The sequence below is a fragment of the Mycolicibacter heraklionensis genome, from assembly GCF_019645815.1.
GTDB lineage: Bacteria > Actinomycetota > Actinomycetes > Mycobacteriales > Mycobacteriaceae > Mycobacterium > Mycobacterium heraklionense.
Genome location: NZ_CP080997.1, coordinates 4735700 through 4754530, shown reverse-complemented (window position 1 = coordinate 4754530; position 18831 = coordinate 4735700). Strand labels below are relative to the sequence as shown.

The following is an 18831-nucleotide window of genomic DNA, read 5'->3' as shown; positions in this document are numbered from 1 at the left end:
TGGGGTCGCCCCGAACGGAAAGTTGAGCGCCTTATGGGCCGCGGCAGCACCGGGCGCTGAGCGCCGCGGATCACGTAGGTTTGCCGGTCCAGCTACCTCCCTAGCCTCACTCGAGAGCGGGCGAATCGCACCCTAGTCAGTGGTAGGAAGGGTGCTTCGCACAAACAAGCACTCTTATCGTGACGTCGCTGGCAACTCGGATAGAACCACTTATTTCTACCGGATTCTGGCTGGTGACTCTCTCCATAACTCTCCTTATAGTTGCACAACCGTCTCCTCGATAAGACTTCTTTCTACACGTATCAGCAGGTCAGAGGCGTAAACGTCCGAGCTCCGACCTTGCCGAATTTGAAATATTTCTGTTAACTTAACGCGGGCTAAGCAATTTACGTCACCGTCAACCATCGAGCGCTAATCAGCCTGAGGAGATCTCATGTCACACCGCTCTGCTGCTAAGACAATAAAAAGCCGAGTCAGCGCTGCCGTGGGCGCCACCAGCGCAGTGGGCGCGTTCCTGGCTTTCGGCATGACACCGCTCGCGGCGGCGCCGGCCGGCGCTGAGGGGCTCGACGGCCTTTTCGATGACCTGTTCAGCTGGGTCGAGCCGCCGGCCGCGGACACGTCGGGGCTCGAATGGCTTGGCTTCGACGCGTTCGGCGGCGACCTGGCCGGCACGGCGGCGGGCACCGACCCGCTGCAGGCGCTCAACGAGCTGGTGGCCAACTCGATCAACATGATCATCTACCAGCCGCTGTACGACATCGGCCAGTTCTTGATCGGCAGCGGTCTGCACCTCGACGGCATCTTCGACAACGGCGCCAACGCCTACGTGGACTTCAACGCCGACGGCGACCTGGTGTACCACGCGGCGAGCGCCGGTGGATTCCTGTTCGGTGATGGCGGTGCCGGTGGATTCGTCGACGCCGACGGTGATGTGCTCAACGCCGGCGGTGCGGTCCTGCTCGACGCTGATGGCAATGAGGTCACGCTGGCCGACATCGAGAACGGCACCTACAGCTTCGCTGCCGGTTCAACATTCACCCTCGACGGAGGCAACGCCGGCATGCTCGGTAACGGCGGTGACGGGGGCAGTGGCATCGGCCTCGGTCTGGTCGGCGGTAACGGCGGGGCCGGCGGGTCTCTCCTGGGCAACGGCGGCGACGGTGGCGCAGGTGCGTTCGGCATCGACGGTATTGGCGCGGCCGGCACCGACGGGTTGGTGGGTGGCGTCGGCGGCGCCGGTGGTTTCTTCTTCGGGAACGGCGGCAACGGCGGTACCGGTGGTAACGGCGGCAACGGTGCGGCTGGGACCAACGGAAACGTGGGTGCCGACGGTCTGAGTCCGGTAGGCGGCACCGGAGCCACCGGACCCGATGGCGGCAACGGCGGCGACGGCACGGACGGCTTTGCCGGCGGTAACGGCGCCGTCGGCGGTAACGGTGGCGCTGCCGGATTGTTCGGCAACTCCGGAGCCGGCGGCAACGGTGGCCTTGGGGGCAACGGTGGTGTCGGTGGCAACGGCGGTAACGGTGGCGCCGGCGGCAACGGTGATGTCAACAACGGGCCCGAGATCGTGCCCGCGGCACTCATTCCCGCCAGCGACCCGGGCGGCAACGGCGGCACGGGCGGTAGCGGCGGTAACGCCGGTTCCGGTGGCGCGGGTGGCGTCGGTGGCGCCGGCGGCAACGGCGGCGGCGGTGGCTTCTTCGGCGTCCACCCCTCGGGTGCCGCGGGTAACGGTGGGGCCGGTGGCGCCGGCGGTGGTTCCGGCTTGGCCGGCAACGGTGGCGCCGGCGGTAACGGTGGCGCCGGCGGCGGCACCGCTCCGGAGCTAGCAACTGAGGCGGTCGGCGACGACATCGTCGGCGGTGGAGCCGGTGGCGCAGGTGGTGCCGGCGGCAACCTCGGTGCGGTCGGCGCCGGCGGTGCGGGCGGCGCGGCCGGTATCAGCGCCGGGCCCTTCGGCAGCACGCCGGGCACCGCGGGTGCGGATGGCGCCGATGGCACACTGCCGGACACGGTGTCGGGCAACGGCGGTGACGGCGGCGCCGGCGGTGCCGGTATCGGTGGCACGGGCGTGTCCGGCGGTAACGGCGGCGCCGGTGGTAACGGTGGCGACCACGGCAACGGCGGCAACGGCGGGGCCGGTGGTAACGGCGACCAGGGCGCGGCCGGTGCCGACAGCCAAGACGTAGGCACGCCCGGCGGCGACGGCGCGGTCGGCGGCAACGGCGGCGCCGGCGGTGTCGGCGGCAGTGGTGGCTCGGTCTCGGGCAACGGCGGTAACGGTGGCGCCGGTGGTGCCGGCGGCACGGGCGGCAACGGCGGCCGCGGCGCTGATTCGAATGACGCGAATGTGGCAGCCGGTGCCGGCGGCAGCGCCGGCAACGGGGGCAACGGTGGCGTCGGCGGCAACGGCGGTTCGGCGACCAACGGCAACGGCGGTAACGGCGGCAACAGCGGCAAGGGTGGCAACGGCGGCGTCGGCGGTGGAGGCGGCACCGGAGCCAATGCCGGCGCGAACTCCGAGACCGGTAACGGCGGGGCAGCGGGCGCCGGTGGTAACGGTGGCAACGGCGGAGCGGCGGGCGCCGCGGCGGGAACCGGTGGCCAAGGCGGCGGCGACGGCCACACCGACGGCGCCGACGGCAGCGTCGGACAGATCGGTAACGGAGGTGATGGTGGTGCCGGTGGACTCGGCGGCAACGCCGCCGTCGGCGAGGACGGCAGCTTCCTCGGCAACGGTCTGAGCCCGGCCCACGAAGACGCGACGGGCGTGGGTGGCTCCGGCGGCAAGGGCGGTAACGGCGGCACCGGTTACCAGGCCGGTAACGGTGGGTCCGGTGGTTCCGGTGGCCAGGGTGTCTACGGCGGCACGGGTGGTGTCGGCGGCACCGGCGGCGCGGTGACCAGCACCGCCGACGGTGGCAACAACACCGGCGGCAACGGCGGTGCCGGCGGTGCCGGCGGCGACGGTTCCGGTCATGGCGGCTACGGCGGCGACGGCGGCGCCGGCGCCAACGCGACCGGTGACCAGACCGCCGGAAATGGGGGTAACGGTGGCGTCGGTGGCAACACCACCGGTGAGGGCAACACCGGAGAGAACGGGACGCTGGCCGGCGGGCACGGCGGCAACGGCGGCGCCGGCGGCACCTCCGAGGACGGCAAGGCCGGCTCCGGCGGTAGCGGCGGCGACGGCGGCACCGGCGCACCCGTCGGCGACAACGCAGCCACTCCGGTGCTGAGCACCGGCGGCTCCGGTGGTACCGGCGGCAACGGCGGTGCCAGCAGCGGTGCCGGCGCCGGCGGTAACGGTGGCGCCGGTGGTAACGGCAACTCCGGCAGCTTCACCGGCGGCCACGGCGGCGCCGGGGGTAACGGCGGGGCGTCGGCCACCGGCACAGCCGGTAACGGCGGGGCCGGTGGCACGGGCGCCAACGGCGTCGGCATCGGCGGTGGTACGAACGGCAACGTCACGACCGGCGGAACCGGCGGCGGCGGAGGTGCCGGCGGGGTTGCCGACGGCCAGACCGCGGGTCAGGGCGGTGGCGGCGGTGGTGGTGGCGGCGGTGCCATCGTCGGCGGCACCAACGGCGGCACCGTGACCAACAGCACCGCCACCGGCGGTAACGGCGGGGCCGGTGGCGCGGGCAGCACGACCGGGGTCGGTGGCAATGGCGGCGCCGGCGGACTCGGCGCGGTCATCGCGGACGGGGCGGGCAGCACCATCGACGATGGCCACATCGCCGGCGGTGACGGCGGCGCCGGCGGCGCGAACGGGGTCAACGGCGAGAACGGTGCCGACAACGTGCTGGAGGCCACCGGCGGCGGCACGATCAGCAACGTCACTGTGACCAACGGGCAGAACTCCGGTGACTTCGTCGGCGGTAGCGCCTCGGTGATCGCCGGCGGCGGCGGCAGCATCTCCGACAGCACCGTCACCGGTGGTAACGCCAGCGACACCGCCAACGGTGGGGACGCCGGCCTGAACGCCATCGGGGCGGGCAGCTCGATCACCGGCAGCCACGCGACCGGTGGCAACGGCGGTGCGAGTGACGGCAGTGCCGGCGCCACCGGTGGTGACGGCGGCAGCGGCGTCATCAACGCCACCGACGGCGCCAAGGTCAGCGACACCACCGTCACCGGTGGGACGGGCGGCGCCGGCTCCAACGGCGGCCAGGGCGGCAAGGGCGGTTTCGGTCTCGCCGACGCCACCGGCGCTGGCAGCACCATCACCGGGACCGCCACCGGCGGCACGGGCGGCGCCGGCGTCAACGGCACCGGCGGTGACGGTGGGAGCGGCCAACTGATCGTCGATGGTGCCGGCGGCAGCATCGGTGGAGGTGGCAACGACGCGATCGCCCAGGGCGGCAATGGCGGCACCGGCACCGACGGCGGCGTCGGGGGCAACGGCTCCTGGGGTGAGCTGGAGTCCGGAGAGATCGGCTACGCCGCCACCGGCGGTAACTCCTTCGGCACCTCCACCGGTGGTGACGGTGGCAACGCAACCGGTGAAGGGAGCCACGGCGGCAACGGCGGGAGCTCAGACATTCAGAGTTCCAAGACCACCGATGGCGGCACCTTGGGCGGTCCGGGCGGAACAGCCAGCGGCAACGCGACCGGTGGCAACGGTGGCAACGCCACGGGCGGCGGCCAGGGCGGTGACGGCGGCAAGGCCAGCATCGCTACGGGCGGTAACCCGGAGAACGTCGCGAACGGAACTGCGTCCGGCGGCAGGGGCGGCGACGGCCTTGACGGCGGCACCGGCGGCAAGGCCGGTTCGAGCCGGCTCGACGCGTTTGGCACCGGCGTCGGGAACATTCCATCCAGGGCCACCGAGGGCACTGTCACCGGCGGTAACGGCGGAAGCGGTACCGGGTCCGGCGCCACCGGGGGCAACGGCACCGACGGCAACATCGTCAACCAGGGCGGTATGCAGACCGACGGTCAGTCGGCAACCGGCATCAACGGGGCGAACGACCCGGCCACTCCGTAGCTCCGGACGAAAGGCCCCGGCTCCGGCCGCCTTCGGCGGCGCAGGGCCGGGGTCCGTTTCGTCCCTCGTCCAGGCGTGATAGCCGATTCGGCAACACGAGTGTGGCGCGACGATGCCCTACACCCAGTACGCCACCCGGGCCCGGTACTGGCGCAGCACCAGCGCTGCCACCGCCCAGCCGACCACGGTCAACACCAGCACCACCGCCCAGTGCCGCAGCGGCTGATGCGCCCCCAGCAGCGGCAGCCGCACCAGGTCCAGGTAGTGCATCAGCGGGTTGAACTCCACCACCGCCGTCCAGCGCGACGCACCCTGAGCACGCAGGGTGTCGTAGTTCCAGATGATCGGCGTCATCAAGAACAGCAGCTGCACCACCGAGAACAACAGCGGGGCGATATCGCGGTAGCGGGTGGCCAGAATCCCGAAGCACAGCGACACCCACACGCAGTTCAGCGCGATCAGGAGCAATGCCGGAATCACCGAAAGATCCGCCCATGACCAGGGTTTCGGGAAAATCAGCGCGATGGGCAGATAGATGACGATGTTGTGCGCGAACAGGATCATCTGGCGCCACACCAGCCGGTAGACATGCACACTCAACGGCGTCGGCAGCTGCTTGATCAGCCCCTCGTTGGCGACGAACACGTCGGCGCCCTCCAGGATGGCGGCGTTGAGCAGGTTCCACACGATCAGCCCCAGCGTCACGTACGGCAGGTGCACCGCCAGGTCGAGGTGGAACAGCTTGGAGTACAGCCCGCCCATCGCCACCGCCGTGGTGGCGGTGCCGATGGTGATCCAGAACGGGCCCAGCACGCTGCGCCGATAGCGCTGCTTGATGTCCTGCCAGCCCAGGTGCAGCCACAACTCGTGGCGGCGGAAGCCGTCCACCAGATCGGCCCGCGCCCGCGCAAACGTCTTGGACTGCGCGGCAACGTCGTCGAAACTCATTGCTGCCCCTCAGGTCTGGCGAACTGTTCTCGGCGCCCCTGCCGACGCAGCCGGGCCCACTGCATCAGGCCGGCCGGGTCGCGGCGCGACACCAGGAAGAACCAGCCGAACCGCAGCCACTCCTGGACCAGCAACCGGCGCATCCCGGGCTGAGCCATCAGATAGCCGCGGTTGCGGTAGGTATAGAAGCGTTTGACGGCGCTGTCCGGATATTGGGCGTGCATCCGGCCGCCAAGGATCGGCTTGAACTCCGCCGACCCGCACGGGTGCAGATATGCCGCGTTCAGGCACGTCCCGAACGCCAACCCGGACCGCGCCAGCCGGCGGTGTACCTCCACCTCGTCGCCGCGCATGAACAGCCGCAGGTCGGGCACGCCGACCGCGTCCAGGGCATCCGCGGTGAACAGCGCCCCGTTGAACAGCGACGCGATCCCCGGGAGCAGATCCTCATCTGATGCGCCACTGCGTAATTCGCTGACCTCGCGTCGCCACACCAGCCCGCGTCGAAGCGGGAAGGCCAGCCGGGACGGGTCGTCGATATTGCACACCATCGGGGAGACCTCAGCCAGATGATGCTTGGCCGCGCAGTCCAGCAGTGCCGACAGCACGCAGGCGTCCGCCGGGCGTCCGTCGTCGTCGGCCAGCCACACCCAGTCCGCACCGGCGGCCAGGGCGTGCAGAATGCCCAGCGCGAAACCGCCTGCGCCACCGAGGTTCCGACGCGACCCGAGGTAGGTCGAGGGCACCGGCTGCCCCGCTACCAGCGCAGCCACCGCAGCGTCGTTGTCGTTGTCGACGACGATCACCTGGTCGGGTGCCCGGGTCTGGCTTGTCAGCGCCTTCAGCGACTCGGCCAGCTGCTGCGGCCGCCGGTGGGTGACGACGACGGCGTAGACGGTTTCGGTCACGCCTGATCCCCGGTCCGCGTCTCGGCAAGCACCTCGCGCACGTGCCGGGCCGCATCCGGGCCTTCGTAGGCGCCGACCACTTCCTCGATCCCGCCGGTCATCCGGATGCTGCCGTGGTCGATCCACATCGCGGTTTTGCACAGCCGGGCCAAGAATTCGTTGGAATGGCTGGCGAACACCAGGATTCCGGAACGCTCCACCAGCTTCTGCAGCCGGGTCTGGGCCTTCTTCAAGAACTCGGCGTCCACCGCACCGATGCCCTCGTCGAGCAACAGGATCTCCGGGTCGATGCTGGTGACCACACCCATCGCCAACCGCACCCGCATCCCGGTGGAGTAGGTGCGCAGCGGCATCGCCAGATAGTCGCCGAGCTCGGTGAATTCGGCGATCTCGTCGACCTTGGCGGCCATCTGCTTACGGGTCTGTCCGAGGAACAGCCCGCGGATGATGATGTTCTCGAAGCCGGAGATCTCCGGGTCCATGCCCACGCCCAGGTCGAACACCGGCGCCACCCGCCCTACCACCGATGCGGACCCGCGCGTCGGCTCGTAGATCCCTGAAAGCAGCCGCAGCAGTGTGGATTTCCCCGCGCCGTTGTGTCCCACCAGACCGACCCGGTCGCCCAGCGACAGGCTCATGGTGATGTCGCGCAGCGCCTCGACCACCACCACATTGGAGTTGTTGCGCCCGATTGCCCCGCCGGCCTTGCCGAGGAACGCCTTCTTCAGCGACCGCGACTTGGCGTCGAAGATGGGGAACTCGACCCACGCGTCGCGGGTTTCGATACGAGGCTCGTTGGCAGACAAGGTAATTCCGCTTGCAGGTTTACAGATACTGGCCGGAGCCGCTGTGACCCTGGGCGTGACCGCCACCGGCGGCGCCGGGGGGCAGGGCGCCGTGACGCATCTGCTCCAGCTGCGCTCGGGCCGCCATCTGCTGGGCGAACAGCGCGGTCTGGATGCCGTGGAACAGGCCCTCCAGCCAGCCGACCAGTTGGGCTTGGGCGACTCGCAGCTCGGCGTCCGAGGGTGTGGCGTCCTCACGCAGCGGCAGCGTCAGCCGGTCCAGCTCCTCGCGCAGCTCCGGCGCCAGGCCGTCCTCGAGCTCACGAATGCTGGCGGAGTGGATCTCTCGTAGCCGAATCCGGCTCGCCTCATCCAGCGGAGCCGAGCGGACTTCTTCGAGCAGCTGCTTGATCATGGTGCCGATCCGCATCACCTTGGCGGGTTGCTCGATCAGGTCGGTCAGCGACGCCTCCTCATCCTCGGCGTCGTCCGTGGAGCTGTTGAGCCCGGCCGTCAGCAGCCGCGGGTCGGCACCGCTGATGATCTCGACACCATCTGCGCTGTCCATGTCGTCTGCGCTGCTGCCGCTGGTGCTCACCGCGCTCTGTCTCCTTGCCATTCGTAGATGCTGGCCCCGCCATTGTCGTAGATCTTGGCCCACGACCGCGATTTCTCCAGTGACACTAGTCCGTCGGGCAGCGAGAACCCGCGGACCGTCGGGCTGCTGATCAGCACGTAGCGGATATTGAGGTCACGCACGGCGTCGGCCACCCGCGGATCGGTGTCGGCGTCGTCGGCGAAGGCCCAGAAGATGAACCGCTCCGGGCCGGGGCCCTGCTGCTGGGGGTAGTCGTAGTGCGTCCACAGCGGGTGCAGGTCGGCGACCGCGTACATCCAGGCACTGCCGTCGACGTTGGCGTTGCCGATCACGGTGTCGTGGGCCCCGGGCAGATCGGCCAGATACGCGTAGGCCTGCAGGTCGCGGGCGTCGACCATCACCGAGTCGTACTTGTCGCCGAACAAGAACGCGTGGCGCGGCAGGTAATGCCAGGCCAGCCCAACCGTCGCCGCCACCATCGCAATCAGTGCCGAACAGACGTGAAAGCCCCCTAAATGGTCCTTTTTTAGGAGCTTTCGCGACTGCTCGCCGAGGAAAAGCGCCAGCGCCGCCAGGCCGATTCCGGCCATCGGGACCAACAGCAGCGTCATGGCCGCCATGATCCGGCGCGGGTCGCTGTAGAACAGGTCGGTGAAGGTGCCCACCACCTTGCCCACCGGGCCGCCGATCGGAGCCGAGGACTGCACCACTCCCACCACCAGCACCGCCCACAGCGCCAACGGCCACCACACCTTGCGGGCCACCAGCAGCGCCGCTCCGGCCGCGGCCAGAGCCACCAGTGCGTATTGGATCGGAAAGTCGTTGAGGTGACGGGTGTGCATCAGCAGCGCGTCCCGCAAACCCGACTTGCGGCCCTCGTGGGTGAGGAAAGCGTGCCCGGCGATGATCTCGGCCTGCTTACGCACGCTCAGCAGTTGCGGCAACAGCAGCAGCCCGGTCGGGATCAGGACCCCGGTCAGCGCGAGCGTGTCACGCCGCTTCCCGCGCAGCGGGTTCCACAACGCTCCGTCTTTGGGGCACAGCCACCAGGCCGCCACCAGCAAGACGGTGACCACTCCGCCGGTCAGGTGGACCGAGAACACTCCCAACAGCGCCAGCACCGCCACGCCGATCCGGTCCCGCAGCGTGCGGACCGCGGTGATCAGCGCGAACGCCGGCGCCACCAGCCCGTAGGCCACCAGGTTGGGCATGGCGGCGGTGCCGAACTCGACGTAGGGCAGTGCGGTGAACGACGCCGACAGTGCGGCGGCGGCGGCCGCGGACACCGCGGTCACGGCGGGGCTCGTCACCCGCTGCAGCAGATTCCAGGTGAGCAGCGCGGCACTGACCGGAAACAGCCATACCGAGGCGGCCAGGCCGGCCAGGGTGTAGCCGGTGGTGGGTGCGGCGCCGGTGAGTTGGCACAGCACCGCGGTCAGCGCGTGGAATGCCGAGGGGTAATACAGCGCGGCGTGGGTTTCGACGTTGCGCAGCTCGCCCATGTGGGTCGGTGAGGCCTGGCCGGTGTCGAGGATGAAGCGGACGGTGTTGGCGTGCCATACCGCGTCCCAGGTGCTGGGAATGCTCTGCCAATTCGGGATTCCCCGTACCGCGGCCCAGCCGATCAGCAATAGCCCCAGCAGCGCTCCGGCGGCCACCGTGAGGATCGGCCACACCGCCGGCGAGGGAGCTGCCACATGGATCCCGGGACGGCGCTCCAGCAAATACCGTAGGCCCTTTGTCAGGCCGCCGGTCAATGCGCCGGCCACCACCAGTGCAAGCGCTGCAGTGGTTGCGTTCCAAGGGATTCCGAGCGCACCGAAAGGGACGATGGCCAGGCCTACCACTCCGTAGGTCAGTGCCGGGGCCACTGCCACGGCTAATGGCCAGTTCAGGCCCGCACCGGCCGCTACGAGCGCACCCGGAACCACCAGCAGCAAAAGCGCTGTGACCATTCCGAAGACCATTCCGAACCCCAGAAGCACTGCACTAGTATGTCTGCCAAGGTGGCCCAGCTCCGTATTGCGGGGGAGCTATCTCGTTATCCGAGACGTTCACCGATCGATCTTGAGAAGTTCTAAGGTGGCTCGCATGGCCTATGACGTCGCTCGAGTGCGTGGATTGCACCCGACGCTCGGTGACGGATGGGTTCATTTCGATTCGCCGTCCGGCATGTTGATTCCAGACTCGGTGGCCACCACCGTGTCGACCGCGTTCCGGGGGTCGCTGGCCAAGGCGGCCGGTCCGCACCCGGCGGCCCGGCGCAGTGCCGCGGTGCTGGTCGCGGCGCGCCAGGCGGTGGCCGATCTGATGGGCGCCGATCCCTCCGCGGTGGTACTGGGCCCTGACCGTGCGGTGCTGCTGAGTGCCCTGGCCGATGCCGCCTCGTCGCGGGTGAGTCTGGGCTACGAGACCGTGGTCACCCGCCTCGACGACGAGGCCAACATCGCCCCTTGGGTGCGGGCCGCCAACCGCTATGGCGCCAAGCTCAAATGGGCCGAGGTCGACATCGAGACCGGGGAGCTGCCGAGCTGGCAGTGGGAGAACCTGATCACTCCGTCCACCCGGCTGGTGGCACTCGCCTCGGCGTCGGGTGTGCTGGGTACCGTCACCGATCTTCGGCCGGTCACCAAGCTGGTCCACGATGTGGGCGGGGTGGCCGTCGTCGACCACTCGGCCGCGGCGCCGTATCAACTGCTCGACATCAACGAGGTCGAGGCGGACGTGGTGGCCGTCAACGCGGCCTCGTGGGGCGGGCCGCCGGTGGGCGCGCTGGTCTTTCGTGACCCGGCGCTGATCGACACGTTCGGGTCGGTGTCGCTGAATCCGCACGCCGCGGGTCCGGCCCGCTTGGAAGTCGGCCTGCACCAGTTCGGGCTGCTGGCCGGACTGGTGGCCAGTGTCGAGTATCTGGCTTCGTTGGACGAGTCGGCCCGGGGCAGTCGGCGCGAGCGCCTGGCGATCTCGATGCAGTCGGCCGCTCAGTATCTGAACCGGCTGTTCGAATACCTGCTGAGCTCGCTGCGGTCGCTGCCGTTGGTGATGCTGATCGGCCAGCCCGAGGCGCGCATCCCGGTGCTCAGCTTCGCGGTGCGCAACGTGCCCGCTGAGCGGGTGGTGCAGCGGTTGGCCGACAACGGTGTGCTGGCGATCGCCAACGCCGGATCCCGGGTGCTGGACGCGATCGGGGTCAATGACATCGGGGGAGCGGTCACCATCGGGTTGGGCCACTACTCGACGATGGCCGAGGTCGACCAGCTGGTTCGGGCGCTGGCGTCGCTGGGTTAGACCCCGGGATCCGCTTCGCCCGGCTCCACCGCGCTTGCGATCCCGACCGGTTTATGGCGGGATCCGCTTCGCCCGGCTCCACCGCGCTTGCGATCCCGCTCGGTTTATGGCGGGATCCGCTTCGCCCGGCTCCGCCGTGCTTGCGATCCCGCTACGCTGTGGGCCGTTACTCGAAGCACCCCTGAAGGTTGATCAGAAGATGGCAGAACCGACGACATCCCTAGCCCCCTTGGAGCTGGACTCCCTGGTGGACCTGATGCAGCAGCAGGCTGCACGTTTTCAGGACACACCGGCGTTCATCTTCTGCCCGGAAGGCGATGCCGAAGAGGCCCGGATCACCTACCGCCAACTGGACAGTCGTGCCCGTTCCATTGCGGCGGACCTGCAGCGCCAGGGTGCAGCCGGTGAGCGGGTACTGGTGCTGTGCCGCCCCGGGGTGGACAGCGTCGCCGGACTGTTCGGCTGTTTCTACGCCGGCGCCGTCGCGGTCCCGGTCGACGAGCACTGGCCGATCCGCCGGATCGAGACCGTCGTCCCCGAAGCGGACGCGCGTTTCGCGCTGGCGACCGCCAAGACCCAGGCCAAGATGAAGGCCGCCGTGGACGGCCTGAGTTCCGGGCCGAAGCTGACCTGGCTGGCCATGGACGAAGTCGAGGACGACGGGTCGGGCTGGGAACTGCAGGATGTCAGCGCCGACAGTCTCGCGATGATCCAGTACACGTCGGGCTCCACCGGGGTGCCGAAGGGTTGCGTGCTGACCCACCGGAACTACCTGAGCAACCTCGAGATCATGCGTTGGGCCCTTAACCCAGCCGACGACGCACCAGTCATGAACAGCCCGATCAGCGGGGTGTCCTGGCTGCCGCAGTATCACGACATGGGATTCGTCGGGGGCATCGTCGGCACCATCTACGGCGGTCGCACCACCGTGCTGATGTCGCCGAGCGCCTTTTTGATGCGCCCGATTCGCTGGATGCAGGCGATATCGCGCTACCAGGCGACGATCACCGCTGGACCCAACTTCGCCTATGAGGCCTGCGTCAAGCGCAGTACGGCAGAACAGCGCGCCGCCCTCGACCTGTCGAGCCTGTCGATCGCCGTGGTCGGCGCCGGGCCGATCAGCTCCGAGACCCTGCGATCCTTCACCGAGGCATTCGCGCCGGCCGGCTTCCGGCCCGAGGCCTTCATTCCCGCCTACGGGCTGGCCGAGGCCACGCTGGGCGTGACCGGCATGTCCAACTCACCGGTGCCGGTGGTCACCCACTACGACCGGAGTGCGCTCGGTGAGGACCGGGTCGTCGAGGTACAGGCCGACGCGGCCGGGGCGGTGCCCCTGGTCGCCTGCGGCGCCAAGGCGGAGACCCAGGAAGTCCTGATCGTCGACCCCGAGACCCGGTTGCGCCGCGGTCCCGAGGAAGTGGGCGAGATCTGGGTGTCGGGACCCAGCGTCGGCGTGGGTTACTGGAATCGCCCGGAGGAGACCGAGCACGCCTTCAACGCCCACCTGGCCGACACCGACGAGGGGCCGTATCTGCGCAGCGGCGACTTGGGCTTCTTCCGGGACGGCGAACTGTACGTCACCGGCCGGTGCAAGGACTTGATGACGATCGGCGGCTACAGCCACTACCCCAACGACATCGAGCTGACCGTGCAGGCCTGCCATCCGGCGCTGATGCCCAGCCGCGGCGCGGTGTTCCTGTTGCCCACCGAGCGTTACGCCCCCGAATACATGGTGGTGGTGCAGGAGGTGCACCACCACGAGGCGGTCGGGGTCGATCTGAATGGGCTGATCGAATCGATTCGGGCGGCGATCCGCGCCCACCACGGCATCGACGCGCAAGCCGTCATGCTGCTCAAGCCGATGCGGATCCCCACCACCACCAGCGGCAAGATCCAGCGCAGTGCGTGCCGCGACCAGTACGTGGCCGGTGAACTGTCGGCGTTGGCCCATTGGGCGCAGCCGCGGCCGGAGAAAGCGGCCCCGGGATTCAAGGGTGCGCTGTTGGCCGGTCTGGGGCGGATGGTCGCGTCGGCTGTGGCGCACGACCAGAGACCGCAGGACGGGCCCGGCGGGGCCTGAGTTTTAGCCCCGCCGGGACCGCCGCTGTTGCCTGGCCGACTTGAGAGCGCTGCCCAGCAGGCCCAGGTTCGGCTTCCCGCCGCTGGCTGCTTGTTCGGGCGGTGAGGCCGGAATCCCGCCCGTGTGTCGAGCTCCCGGTAGATGCTCGGGCTCTGTCGGCGGCGCCTCCCCCGCCAGAACACCCCTACCTTAGCGCCGCCACACCCCGCAGAATATTCATTAACAAAACCCAAGAATCCTGCTTGGAATCAGGGTGCACACCGCGGTGACATGGGGATACGCCCTTCCCTTCCGATGGACATCTATCGCCTCACGTGCAATTAACCAGGGTTTTTACGACTGTTTTCCTTATAAAAATTACGGTTCGACAAAGCGGAAAACTCATGTAAGTTTAAGCAACGTCCGTAGTCAGTGTCCGTAGGAGAGCATGATGCAGCTCGCGCTTCGCCCGTACGTCACCCCCGGTGTCGCGATCGCGGGTGCCGCGTTGATCGCAGTCAACGGGGCGGTTCCCGCGGCAGTGCTGCGGCCCCAAATCGAGCCTCGGCAGGCTCTTCACCAGGTTCAACAACTCCCGGTGAAGCTCACGGCCGACTTCTTCGGACCGTGGCAGGACCTGTTCACCAACACCGCCACCAACCTGGTGGCGATGGGGCAGGACAACGGGTGGGCCAATCTGCTCGAGCAGATCTTCACGGACCCGAGCTCGCTGTCGCGGCTCCCGGAGGTCTTCGACTTCCTGACGTCGATCATGCCGTCGATCAGCGGATCCGACCCGTTGATGGTCCTGCTCTCGCCGATCCTGACCATCGGTATGGGGATCATCGGCCCGCTGGTCACCGTCAATGACGCAATGCAGGACATTCTGAACCAGATCTTCAACCCCAGTGACCCGCTGGACCCGTTCGCGGCGATCTTCACCGCCTTCCCGCGTCTGCTCGACGCGTGGCTGAACGGCACCAGCACCATCGATGTGGCGGGTCTCAGCATCCCGGCTTTCAACGGCCTGCTGGTCCCCGGTCAGAACCTGATCATCGACCAGACCGCCACCGAGTGGGCCGACAACCTCAACATCGGCGACCAGACCATCGCCAGCCTGCTCGACCAGACCGGGATCGGCACGCTGCAGGTGGCGGGGATGTTGACGGGCCTGCTGGACAGCGTCGGGCTCGGAGACGACACCCCCGTCGACGTCGTCAACGCCCTCGGCCTGGGCAGCCTTGAGGTCGCCAACGTGCTGACCACCGTCTTCGACGCGGTGGGCATCGGCAACCCCACCATCGCCGAACTCATGGACCAGCTGGGTATCGGCAACGTTCCGGTCGCCGACATCGCCATCGACTTCACCCATGCGCTGGGCTTCGACAACCCGACGGTCATCGACATCGCTGGCGACGTCGGTTTGGCCGACCTCAAGCTGGCCGACCTGGGCATGGACGTGCTCAACGCACTGGGTATCGGAGATCCGACGGTCAACGAGCTCCTCGGTGACATCGGCGCCGGCGACCTGACGCTCAATGGCCTGCTGCAAACAGCGGTGGACGCGCTGGGTCTCGGCGGTCAAACCGCGGCGGACATCCTTGACGCGACGGGTCTCGGTACCCAGAGCACCCACGAGTTCATCACTTCGCTGCTCGGCGGGCTAGGCCTGGGCAACCAGACGATCATGGACCTGCTCAGTTCGGCTGGCATTGCCGACGCTGACCTAGGCCAGTTGGCCGCCAGCATCCTCGGCCCCTACGGCGACACCACGGTGGCCGAGGTCATGGGTTTCGCGGGCTTCGGAACGGTGACCGTCGGCAACATCACCGACCTGTTGGGCATCACCAACCTGTCGGTGGGCACCATTCTCGGCAATCTGTCCTACATCACCGGCAATCTCACGATCAACGACATGCTCGCCGCTACCGGAATGACCCCGCTGGACAAGGGTGGCGACGCCCTACTGACCGACTCCCTGGCGAGTATGACCATCGGCTCCTTCTTGGGCGACCAGTTGAACGCTCCACTCGTTTCGATGCTCGGCGCCACGGGCGAGATGACCCTCAACGAGATGATCTCCACGAACTTCTCGATGACGTTGGGTCAGATGCTCGAACAGTCGGGCATGGCCGATCAGACCCTGACCGACCTGGTGCTCGCCGGCATGCCCGACGCGCCGCTCTCGTCGCTGCTCGGCGTCATGGGCAACACCACCCTGTCGGACCTGATCAACCAGCTGGTGCCCTCTGACCAGACCATCATCGACATGCTCAGCGCGTCGGGACTGGGCGACCAGACCATGAGTGAGCTGCTCAACCAGGCCTTCGGTGACCAAACCGTCGCCAACGCACTGAACGACGGTGGCCTGGGCAGCATGCAGCTCGACGACATCATCCGGCAGGCGCTGGGACCGGGGACCGTCAACGACATGCTCAACTCGTTCGGCCTCGGCGGCCAGTCGCTCAGTGACCTGTTCGACCAGTTCTTCGGCGTCTCGACCATCGCCGACCAGATGCTCGCCCTCGGCCTGGGCGACCAGACCCTCAACGAGCTGATCGACTCGCTGTTCGGCACCTCCACGGTCAGTTCGCTGCTCGGCGACTTCGGCACCCAGACCGTCGACGAGCTCCTGACCTCCCTGGGCCTCGGGGATATGACCCTGATCAACGCGCAGATCGGCGAGTTCTGGGGCTCCGTGTCCTACTGGCTTGACGGCCTAGGGGACCAGATCACGGCGGTGCTCAGTGGCTAAGCGGCAGGCAAACGTGGCCAAGCGACAGGGAAACTTCGGAACTTCCGTCCGGGAGGGCGTCATGCAGCAAACACTTCGTCCGTACGTCACCACCGGCCTGGCTGTTGCCGGGGTGGGCTTGGTCGCGGTTCCGCCCGTGGCCTCGCATCTGCCGCAGTTGCAACATCAGATCGCGGCCACCGAGCGGCTCGACGTCGCGCTGACCGATTTCTTCTCGCCCTACACCGACCTGTTCCAGCACACGGCCGCGAACCTGCAGGCGCTGAACCAGAACTCGGTCGACATGTGGGGCCTGCTGCAGCACATCTTCGAGAACCCCCAGCAGGCGATCTCCGGTATCCCGGATGTCATCAACATCTTCACCAACGCGATGCCCAGCATCGACGTGCAGGCCTTCCCCTTCCCGGCCCAAATCGACATTGAGCTACCGCTGTGGATCAACCAGCTGCTCGCTGGCATCGGCCCGTGGGTGACGCTGGGCAACGCGTTCCAGCAGGTTCTGGACGACATCTTCGGCAACCTCCTGACCGACCCGCTGAAGTCGTTTGAGGCGCTGTTCGGCGCCCCGGCGACCCTGCTCGACGCCTTCCTCAACGGAACCTCGAGCGTCAGCTTCAGCGGCATCACCCTTCCGCTGTTCAACGGCATCCTGACCCCGGGACAGCCGATCGACGCCAACTTCAACATCGGCGACGTGGTCGACTTGTCCGGCATGGGCGACACCACCATCACCGAGCTGCTGTCGCAGGCCGGTATCGGCGATGTTCCGCTGGAAACGCTGATCATCGACCTGCTCGACGGGCTCGGCTTCGGCCACCTGACGCCGGTGGACTTGCTCAACGACATGGGCATCGGCACCCAACCGCTCTCCGACCTGCTGATCGGCGTCTTCAACGAGGCCGGCATCGGCAACCCCACCATCGCTGAGCTGTTGGAGAGCCTTGGCGGAATCCAGCCCGGCGACTCGGTCGCCAGCCTGCTGATCGCACTGCTCAACGAGACCGACATCGGCAACCCCAGCCTGTCCGAGCTCGTCCTGAGCTTGGTCGGCGGCGACGACGCCACCGTCGGTGGGCTGATCAAGGATCTGCTCGGCGCCTCCGGCAACGAATCCCTGGCCAGCCTGATCGACCCCTCCTGGACCATCGGCGGATTGCTGACCGATTCGCTGGGCGACCCCCCACTGACCGACGTCTTCGCGCAGCTGGGCCTCGGCAGCATCACCCTCGGGGCGCTCCCCGCAATGTTGGGCGACTACGGCGACCAGACCCTGGTCGACCTGCTCAACTCGGGTTTCCTCGGACCGGACATCACCGGCAGCACCCCGTTGACGGACGTGCTGCTTTCCATGTTCCCGCCCGGCGCCACCTTGGGTGACTTCATCGGCGATTACGGCAACACGACGCTCGGCGACATCTTTGAGGCGATGCCGATCGGCGAAAACACCATGGGGTTCCCCCCCGACACTCCGGTGACCGACATCCCGGTTCAGTCCTTGCTGTACACGCTTCCCAGCCCAGACCCGGCTTACGCCAACCTGGGTGACACACCGCTGGGCGTACTCGCCCCCGATCAGGCCAGCCTCCTCGAGAAGGCCGGCAACCCCACTCTCGGGGCGGTGATGGGGACCAACACCGTTGGCGAAACTCTCCAGAACCTGCACATGTACGACATCACCGTGTTCCAAGGGCTCGACGCCATGGGCCTCAGCAACTACACGCTGGAGTCGTTGTTCGACGGCCTGGGCAACCTGACCGGCAATGTCACCCTGGAGCAGTTCTTCGACGCCTGGGGCTTCGACCCGACCCTGACCGAGCTCATGACGAACGCTATCGCCGGACTGGGATTGACCGACACCACGGTGCTCTCGCTGTTCGAAGACTGGGGGATGGGCAGCGTCAGTCTGTCCGGCCTGATCGACAGTCTCGGTTTGAACGACATCTACGTCCAGTCGATTTTCAACAACCTCGGCCTGAACAACATCGACATCGACATGTTCATCGACCGCCTCGGACTGAGCAGCATCTCGATCGCCGGCATTCTCAGCGGTCTGGGCCTGGACAACCAGTCCCTCGACGACTTCATCAACAGTCTGTTGGGCGGCGTCTCGATCGACAGCATCCTCAACGGTTTGGGCCTGGACGAGGTGCACCTGGACCAGTTCATCACCGACCTGATGACCAGTGTGCTCGGCGACCCCACGCTGGGCACCTTGCTCGGCTGGATCGGTCTGGACAACTACGACCTGGACACCATCGTCTCCAACCTCGGCCTCGACGGCACGATCAACTCGTTCCTCAACGACCTCGGATTGGGCAGCCTCGACATCAATGGCCTGATTGACGGTCTGGGACTGTCCGACCTGGGCTTGCTGAGCGTCAACGGCGACTTCTTCGGCGTGGCGTCGGAGTGGCTCAACGATATTCCGAACCAGATCGCCGCAGCGTTGGGCTTCTACGGCTGAACCCGCTGAGCGGGCAAGTCGCCAAATCCA

Annotated in this window: 10 protein-coding genes; 5 read left to right on the top strand and 5 right to left on the bottom strand. The window is 67.7% G+C overall.

Features of this window, described 5'->3' with window-relative positions; translation table 11 throughout:
- The first annotated feature begins 484 nt into the window (after positions 1-484).
- Positions 485-4996 carry a PE family protein gene (locus tag K3U94_RS24215; protein WP_220695064.1) on the top strand — a complete coding sequence of 1504 codons (4512 nt, stop codon included), beginning with the start codon at positions 485-487 and terminating at the stop codon, positions 4994-4996.
- 117 nt (positions 4997-5113) lie between these two features.
- Here K3U94_RS24215 and wzm read toward each other — a convergent pair whose 3' ends face one another.
- Genes wzm through K3U94_RS22315 form a run of 5 tightly spaced genes read right to left on the bottom strand, consistent with a single transcriptional unit; the run spans position 5114 to position 10190 of the window.
- A complete protein-coding gene (gene wzm / locus K3U94_RS22335) occupies positions 5114-5944 on the bottom strand; it encodes a galactan export ABC transporter permease subunit Wzm/RfbD (protein WP_047320635.1) in 831 nt (276 codons plus the stop codon).
- Positions 5941-6852 carry a galactofuranosyltransferase GlfT1 gene (gene glfT1 / locus K3U94_RS22330; protein ID WP_220695063.1) on the bottom strand — a complete coding sequence of 304 codons (912 nt, stop codon included), beginning with the start codon at positions 6850-6852 and terminating at the stop codon, positions 5941-5943. Before glfT1 ends, wzm begins: the two co-directional genes overlap by 4 nt.
- Positions 6849-7658 (bottom strand): galactan export ABC transporter ATP-binding subunit Wzt/RfbE, encoded by an 810-nt coding sequence (gene wzt, locus K3U94_RS22325; RefSeq protein ID WP_047320637.1) that lies wholly within the window; start codon positions 7656-7658, stop codon positions 6849-6851. The genes glfT1 and wzt overlap by 4 nt, the downstream gene beginning before the upstream one ends.
- 19 nt (positions 7659-7677) lie before the next feature.
- Positions 7678-8256, bottom strand: a complete 579-nt coding sequence (locus K3U94_RS22320) for a bacterial proteasome activator family protein (RefSeq protein WP_434084889.1) — start codon at positions 8254-8256, stop codon at positions 7678-7680.
- Positions 8232-10190 (bottom strand): DUF6541 family protein, encoded by a 1959-nt coding sequence (locus tag K3U94_RS22315; RefSeq protein WP_230987296.1) that lies wholly within the window; start codon positions 10188-10190, stop codon positions 8232-8234. The genes K3U94_RS22320 and K3U94_RS22315 overlap by 25 nt, the downstream gene beginning before the upstream one ends.
- A 136-nt stretch (positions 10191-10326) precedes the next feature.
- On the opposite strand from K3U94_RS22315, the gene K3U94_RS22310 reads away from it, so the two are divergent.
- From K3U94_RS22310 to K3U94_RS22295, 4 genes are all read left to right on the top strand, one after another.
- The gene (locus tag K3U94_RS22310; RefSeq protein WP_220695062.1) at positions 10327-11523 is read left to right on the top strand and encodes a cysteine desulfurase-like protein; all 1197 of its coding nucleotides are present in this window, start codon (positions 10327-10329) and stop codon (positions 11521-11523) included.
- Positions 11524-11722: 199 nt separating this feature from the next.
- Complete coding sequence (locus K3U94_RS22305) at positions 11723-13603, top strand: fatty acyl-AMP ligase (RefSeq protein WP_230987294.1); 1881 nt, start codon at positions 11723-11725, stop codon at positions 13601-13603.
- Between the two features lie 430 nt (positions 13604-14033).
- Positions 14034-16337, top strand: a complete 2304-nt coding sequence (locus K3U94_RS22300) for a hypothetical protein (RefSeq protein WP_220695061.1) — start codon at positions 14034-14036, stop codon at positions 16335-16337.
- 61 nt (positions 16338-16398) lie between these two features.
- Positions 16399-18801: a hypothetical protein gene (locus tag K3U94_RS22295; RefSeq protein WP_220695060.1), complete on the top strand. Its 2403-nt coding sequence runs from the start codon at positions 16399-16401 to the stop codon at positions 18799-18801.
- The last annotated feature ends 30 nt before the right edge of the window (positions 18802-18831 follow it).